The sequence below is a fragment of the Streptococcus oralis genome (assembly GCF_001579025.1).
GTDB lineage: Bacteria > Bacillota > Bacilli > Lactobacillales > Streptococcaceae > Streptococcus > Streptococcus oralis_X.
Genome location: NZ_KQ970237.1, coordinates 158,845 through 165,432 on the forward strand (window position 1 = coordinate 158,845; position 6,588 = coordinate 165,432).

Below are 6,588 nucleotides of genomic sequence, written 5' to 3' on the forward strand. Positions count from 1 at the left end.
GAGTAGCACCAAAACCTAAACCAGCGAGGAAATCAGAGGTCACGTATTGAATATAATCATTCATATAACGCTTGCTGGCAGGTAAAAATTCTTCATGTAAGCCGAGCATATCCCCAAATGGTCGTACCAGTTTTACGCTTAAATCGTCATAAAAATCTTTCACTTCATTACAACGACGTTTGAGTTCGTCAAGATCATTTGCTGATACCCTTACCACATAAGACAGCTTGTACATAGATTCCTTGCTTTGGTCTAAATTGGTTTCCAGCTCATTCACACTTTCCAGAGCTTCCGCCACATTGGAGCTGGTTTCATTATCACTTTGCCAAGCGTGGTTATCCAAGTCTTTCAGTTCTTTCTTTTTATTGCGGACAGTAGATAGGGCTTTACGATTCGCTACAATTTCCACATTCATTGACGTATCAATCGGGAATGTAAATTGCTGTTGCTGGTAGTAGAAGATTTCAGAGGACGGGAAGTCCAGTTCTCCGACAATGCTGTTAATGGTAAAGTAAGCTACATAGACGGTTTCATCTTCCTGCTGGATTTTCAAATATCGCTGTTTTTCTTCCACCAAACAGCGAGTAGGCTTAATCAAGTCATAGTATTTAATCAGCGTTTCATTATCCAGCTTTTTCTTTGATAGATGGTACTCATACTCTTCATAGGCAGTGCCTGTCTGTCCGTAAAGGTGTTCAATCAGATAGCCGAAGTCGTCCTTATCTAACCTGCGGATTTTGAAACGACGAGAGATTTTATTTTCTAAGAGCTTTTCCATCTTCTGAAAACGCAGGATTTCATCATTACTCATACTAACAAAATCGCCCATCAGCTTATGGTTCACATCATAGACAAAATCAGACAAAGCATTTTTTGCTTCAACGGTAAGACTTTTCATAGAAAACTCCTGATCGTTGAGAAGCAACTTAAAGCCGATAAAGAAACGGTAGTTCACTTGATTTTCGCCAATCATGGATATTAAAGCGTCTGTCTGTTGGTCGATTTTGTCATAGGCAACCGCTTTGAGCTTGCCAGTGACTTCATTTTTGGAACGCTCTTGTGCAGAACGTATGCTGGATTCTGTACTGATTTGTAAAGCATGAATTTTGCCATCACGATTTTGTGCGATAAGCTGTCTGAAAGAATCATGCACTTGTATTTTCTGTTCTGGACTTAGAAATGAGTAATTGTAAGGAACAAGCTCATAGTAAGCATAACATTCCCCGTCTTTATTCCAGACGAGATTGTTTTCAATGTATTTAATTGGATATGCCATAAAATTCACTCCTAACTGCTGTAATGGCTTCTTGTGGCTGGTTTCTGCCAAGCGTTACTTTTTTTCCTGCATAGGTCAGCTTTGGTCGCAGTGCATAAGCAATGACAGACTTCAAAAATCCATAAGGCTTTTTACCATCAAAAGTTTTTGTAGACATAAACCATGTGAAAGCCACAGGAATCCCAAAGTATTTGAGAAATGCTCCCTCTATCATGGAAAGAGGGGGCAAGTTGCCAAGTATCATCACTGCAAAGAGTGACACGACAAACCATGTCATTTGCGTAAAGGTTATGGGAAACGGAAGTCTAAAATCATTGATAGAATACAGTACCTTTTCCACAGACCAGATACTGGTATAGCTTCGTATTTTCTTCATGTAATCAATCCTTTCATAAAAAATAGGGGTAGCTGATTGAGCCACCCCGTAAAATAGAAAATCTGCCAGTAGTAATGTACCGACAGATTTAATAGACGATTTCAAAAATCCCATGATTGGTTGAGATAAACGTTCCTGAAAGGTCTAAATCCCGACCATAGGCTTGATAATCAATATAGTTTTGAAGACTAGCTGGTACTTCGCCTAAAGCACCCGTTTCTTCAATGTAGTAGCGTGCCACGTCATACATATCATCACAATCGGAATGAATGATAATATCCTCTTGATGTTCGCTTAGTTCTTCAATGCTTGAAAAATGAGTGAGCAGAGCAGATAGCTCCGATTGTAATTCTTCGGGTAATTCCGATACCATTTCCCATAGTCGATTGAGTTCGCCAATGGAAGTGTATTCGTCAACCGTAAAGGGTAACTCGTAGTCATGAATGGCGTATTCCTCATATTCATCATTCAAGCCGATTTTCTCTTTGACTTCCTCAAAGTCAATGGGAAAGGTAAACCACGCACCGACCAATTCGCCCTCATTGTATTTGCCTAAATTCGCAATATAGACTTGCATATCGTCCATATATTCACGTCCTTTCTTTGTAGAGATTCAAAAATCCCTACCGCACTTCGTTTGGTGTACCATTCCTTTGCGGAACATAAGAAAACCACTTATATTCCACAAAAGAACGGTTTTATTTAAGCACCAATAATGCGATTGAATAGCTCTAGTAAAATGTCTTTTACTCCAGCAGCGTTGAAGACTAAGCCAACCGCAATAATCGCAATAATTAAAAAGCCAATCAGTTTGCTAAACTCACGCTTGAAGCCAAGATACAAGCCAATCACAACGATTGCTAAAAGCACCAGTGATTGAGCGTTTGATAGAAACCAGTTATAAAGGTTTTGTCCAAAATTCATAAAAATGTTCTCCTCTCTATATTCAATGAATTTGTATTTGAGTTATTTTTTTGTTGTTATCACGTCCTGTTCTTTTACTGACTGTTGCTTCAAAATCTGCTTGTGTCGGTCTGTCAGTTTCGCATGGTCGAGAATGTCTTTTACAACCTGCGTCTGGTTGATTTCATCAAGTTTAATCGCAACCTTTAAGGTCGGGGCAACTTGATGAGATAGCCAGTTCAGCGTCCTTTGGAAGGAGTAAGGCTCTGGTTTTGTGGTTAGTTTTAATCGTTCACGATTGTTCCCAATAAACCAAGCCCATTCTTCATTCAGTTTCCAATCAGAACGAGGTTTGGAATCGTCTTTATCTACAAAACGGATATACCGATTGATAATTTTAAAGGCGGTATGCTCTGGATTGTCATAGACGAGTAAATCACGGACTGCATAATAGGCACGCTCATTTTTCAATCGAATCTCAAAACGGTTTTTTACTTCTGCGTCTTCAATGGGAATATCATTTTTCTTGTACTGCTCGTAGTCCTTTTCATAGATACAGAAATAAACTTCACTTTGTAATGAACCGATATAGAGGGTGTTTCCCATACATTCCTTTTCCTCTTTGCGTACCAGTTCGCCACTGCGATAGCTTTTAAAACTGCGGAAGACGGAGATACATTCTTCCTGTTGGCACTTTTCAGTGAGTACAGGGATATTTAAAATCCCTGTCTTATCGTTAATGGCAAGGTCAAGGCGTTTCATCACACCGCCAGCCACCAAAACGTCCATAAAGAACTCATACCAGCTTCTTTGTTGTGCCAGAAGATAGCTTTCAAATTGTCTGCACCCACGACCTTTCAATTCCACCAGAACTCCTTTGTCCAGTTCATGGGAGCAAAGGACGAATATGTCGCCTAAAGCATAATGCTCTGAATAAGAATAGAAACCATAGTCCTCATGAAGAAAATAGGACAGTTTCAGTTGTAAGATGTTTTCGACCACCTGCTGTACGTCTGTTGTCGGAAAGCGAATTCTTACATAATCAAACAGCATTTCAAGGGGAGCGTCGGGATTGAAGCGTTCCAGAGCTTCCCAAAGGGACTGCTGTAAATCCTCTGATGGCTTGACTTTTCCTGTTTCAATATCGCTTAGATACTGCCTTGTAATACCAGTCGCAACGGCTAAACGGTTTTGAGATAGTCCATAAGCCAAGCGTTTTTCTTTTAAATGCTGTAACCAAGTTTGTTCATTCAGTAAAAATCCCTCCAATCAAAAAGGCGTATGTCAACTTTTAAAGCCCATTTGACATACGCTGAAATTTTGTAAATCCCTTGTAACCAAAGGATTTTCTAATGTTTTTTTGACTGTTTCCTGTCGATTTGTACCCCCCTGTTAGATACGGGGGGTTAAGTGCTGGCGTGGCTATTGCCACACCAGCCAGCAAGATCAGTCCACACCTGCGACTTCCGCTTCGCACGTCGCCTGCGTGGACTGTCTGCTGTTGGATAACTTTTTAATTTCCTCCAAGAAATCATATCCTTTTGGTACAAGGGGAGTATAAAACTCTGATATGACACTTGTTCCTACATCAACATAGCCACGACCTTTGATTCGCTTTAAGAAGAAATCCTTTTGTACGTCACTGCCAAACATCATGCCATAGCCCATTTCAGACATACGACCTAAAGCCACTCTGAAATTAAACTGATCACGGATTCCGTCGCCTAAATATTTTGCGTCTGGACGTTGACAAGCCAGTATTAGAAAGAAGCCAGCTTGACGACCTAACATGACAATCTGTTTCAGCTTATTCATAACTGCGGTGTTTTCTTTTGTTCCCAGCATTTCCATGAAAGCGACGTATTCATCAAAGATTAAGAAGTGTGCCGGGAGACCTAAGTAAGCATAATTTTTGCCAGTCTTATAGTTCTTCATCTGCTTCATTTCCTCACTACGTTTCATCATTTCTTCATAGAATGTTTCAATGCAAGAAAGCAAGTCTTCTTTTCTATAGTAGACATTTGCCATCACAGAACCTAAGTCCGCAAGATCAGCATTTTTCGGGTCAAGAATATACAGTTTTGAATCTGTATGAAGCAAGGCTTCAATCAGTGTCAGTATAAAGTAAGTTTTACCGCCACCTGTACCACCAGCAATCAACATATGAGGGAGCTTATCATATTCCCACCATACGTTTTTCATTAAGCGAAGTTTACCATCTTTAGCTTCTACTTCATCAATAGAAATACGACTGGCTATGGTGTCATAGAGCAAAGTATATTCCACATAGGAATCCTTTAACTCTTTATCCGTCAGCTCACAGTACAAGCCACTCTCTAATTTCTTTTCCAAGTGTAAGAGTTGGTCTTGATATTTTCCCAGCGTGATTTCCACCCGTATCTGTATCAAGCCATTTTTAAGTCGATAATACATTTTAGGGAAGTAGGTTATCTTTTCCTTTGTACGACCAGCACTATCTTTAAAGAAACCCTCTGTTTTGACCTGTTCAGATTCATACCACTTGTTTTCAAGTATCATCTTTGCCAGTTTTTGACGGTGGTAAAGTTGTTTAACCGTATCATAGCGAACCCGTTTGAATACAAACGCTACCAGCAAGCAGATAAGAATTGCGACACTGAAACTGATAATTAAATAGGGAATGTCAATCTTATCTGCTTGTGATAGGTTAAAATCCTGCCAGTTGATCTGCTGGATTGTCTTCACATGAAACAGTCCGACAACCAGCAGGAAAACAGGCAGGAGTGACGCTATCGTAAAATGAAAGACTAAATCTTTACCAGATGGGCGAATCCTTTTACCACGCTGTTTCATGCGAAAAAGTCTCCTTTCTACCTAGCGACTATTTGTCTTGTGTCGGTTCTTTCTTTGCTTGTGGTTGAGCTTTGAATGAACTAGAATCCTTTGTCAGCACAATATCGTCTGCCTTGATATACCAGTCAACATCTGCTCCTTGATAGGTGGCAGTAGCAACGGTGTCCGCAATGGGATTGATAAGTTCCACCCGTGCGTTATAATCAAACTCTTTCAAAGGCACGCTGGCAGGAATACTTACTTGAATCATGCGTCCTTGTCCTTTGGATTTTAAGTCATAGGTACGTTCCTTGATTTCATCTGAAACCGACCCGTCTTCATTTTGGATTCTCACTTCACGACGTAGAGCAGAGAATTTCAATTCTCCAAAAGTCGTGTCTTTATCTAATACAATGCCATTTGCTAATCTCATCATTTTTCCTCTCTTTCTTTATTCTTTTATCATGTCGTCAGCATGTAAAAGGTAATTTGTAAAACCACGAGTGCCGATTTTGTAGCCCTCTGCGGTAATACGTGGATTGACTAACTTCACACGTTCCTCAAAGCCGAAATGTTTTTCGCCAGCTTCAGCAGGAAGCACCACCACAATATCATCTGCTCTTTGAACATCAGAATAGAGATTATAGCTTCTTGATAAGACAGTTAGCCGTCCGTTGATTCTTCGCTGAACGACTTTATCCTCGCCAGCAAATTCTAAATTGCCGAATGTTTTTTCCATGTTGGGAATCACAAATTTAAGTTCCATATTTTTACCTATCCTTTCTTTTTTATTGGCTGAATGAATGTTTGATGGTCTTAAAGAGTGGGGAACGACCTTTTGATTCTTGATTTTTTGTTTTCATAAGTTCACTTCCTTTCAAAATCGGGTAAAAAAATAGACACCTCATTTTTTGAAGTGTCTACCTATTAAATATTCAAATTTTATTGGAAGTATCTTTATATCTTCACTTTTCAAGGATAAATCGTCGTATCAAAGCTCATTCATAAGTAGTAAATTAGTAGTAAATTGAGTGGTTTTGACCTTGATAAAGTGTGATAAGTCCAGTTTTTATGCGGATAACTAGATTTTTATGCTATTTTTACATAAAAAAAACGCTCAGTTGAACGTTTCGATTTATACTCCGCCAGTAGGACTCGAACCTACGACATCATGATTAACAGTCATGCGCTACTACCAACTGAGCTATGGCGGATAAAAGCT

General features: G+C 39.6%; 7 protein-coding genes, 1 tRNA gene and 1 pseudogene. All 9 read right to left on the reverse strand.

The features are described 5' to 3' along the window. Nucleotides 1-1,276 (reverse strand): annotated as a pseudogene (locus SORDD27_RS10460) (conjugal transfer ATPase TcpF); the annotation flags it as partial. After that, nucleotides 1,260-1,652 (reverse strand): conjugal transfer protein, encoded by a 393-nt coding sequence (locus SORDD27_RS08765; RefSeq protein ID WP_000723888.1) that lies wholly within the window; start codon nucleotides 1,650-1,652, stop codon nucleotides 1,260-1,262. The gene SORDD27_RS08765 and the pseudogene SORDD27_RS10460, both read right to left, overlap by 17 nt. An 88-nt stretch (nucleotides 1,653-1,740) precedes the next feature. Then, entirely contained in the window at nucleotides 1,741-2,238 is a 498-nt protein-coding gene (locus SORDD27_RS08770) for an antirestriction protein ArdA (RefSeq protein ID WP_000342539.1), read from the reverse strand. A 116-nt stretch (nucleotides 2,239-2,354) separates the two neighbouring features. Further along, entirely contained in the window at nucleotides 2,355-2,576 is a 222-nt protein-coding gene (locus SORDD27_RS08775; protein WP_001009056.1) for a hypothetical protein, read from the reverse strand. Between the two features lie 42 nt (nucleotides 2,577-2,618). After that, nucleotides 2,619-3,824: a MobT family relaxase gene (mobT, locus tag SORDD27_RS08780; protein ID WP_000398284.1), complete on the reverse strand. Its 1,206-nt coding sequence runs from the start codon at nucleotides 3,822-3,824 to the stop codon at nucleotides 2,619-2,621. Nucleotides 3,825-4,001: 177 nt separating this feature from the next. Further along, nucleotides 4,002-5,387 (reverse strand): FtsK/SpoIIIE domain-containing protein, encoded by a 1,386-nt coding sequence (locus SORDD27_RS08785; protein WP_000813488.1) that lies wholly within the window; start codon nucleotides 5,385-5,387, stop codon nucleotides 4,002-4,004. A 28-nt stretch (nucleotides 5,388-5,415) separates the two neighbouring features. Further along, nucleotides 5,416-5,802 carry a YdcP family protein gene (locus tag SORDD27_RS08790; RefSeq protein ID WP_000985015.1) on the reverse strand — a complete coding sequence of 129 codons (387 nt, stop codon included), beginning with the start codon at nucleotides 5,800-5,802 and terminating at the stop codon, nucleotides 5,416-5,418. A 15-nt stretch (nucleotides 5,803-5,817) separates the two neighbouring features. Beyond that, complete coding sequence (locus tag SORDD27_RS08795) at nucleotides 5,818-6,132, reverse strand: YdcP family protein (protein WP_000420682.1); 315 nt, start codon at nucleotides 6,130-6,132, stop codon at nucleotides 5,818-5,820. A gap of 374 nt (nucleotides 6,133-6,506) precedes the next feature. After that, nucleotides 6,507-6,580, reverse strand: a tRNA-Asn gene (locus tag SORDD27_RS08800). Nucleotides 6,581-6,588 lie beyond the last annotated feature (8 nt).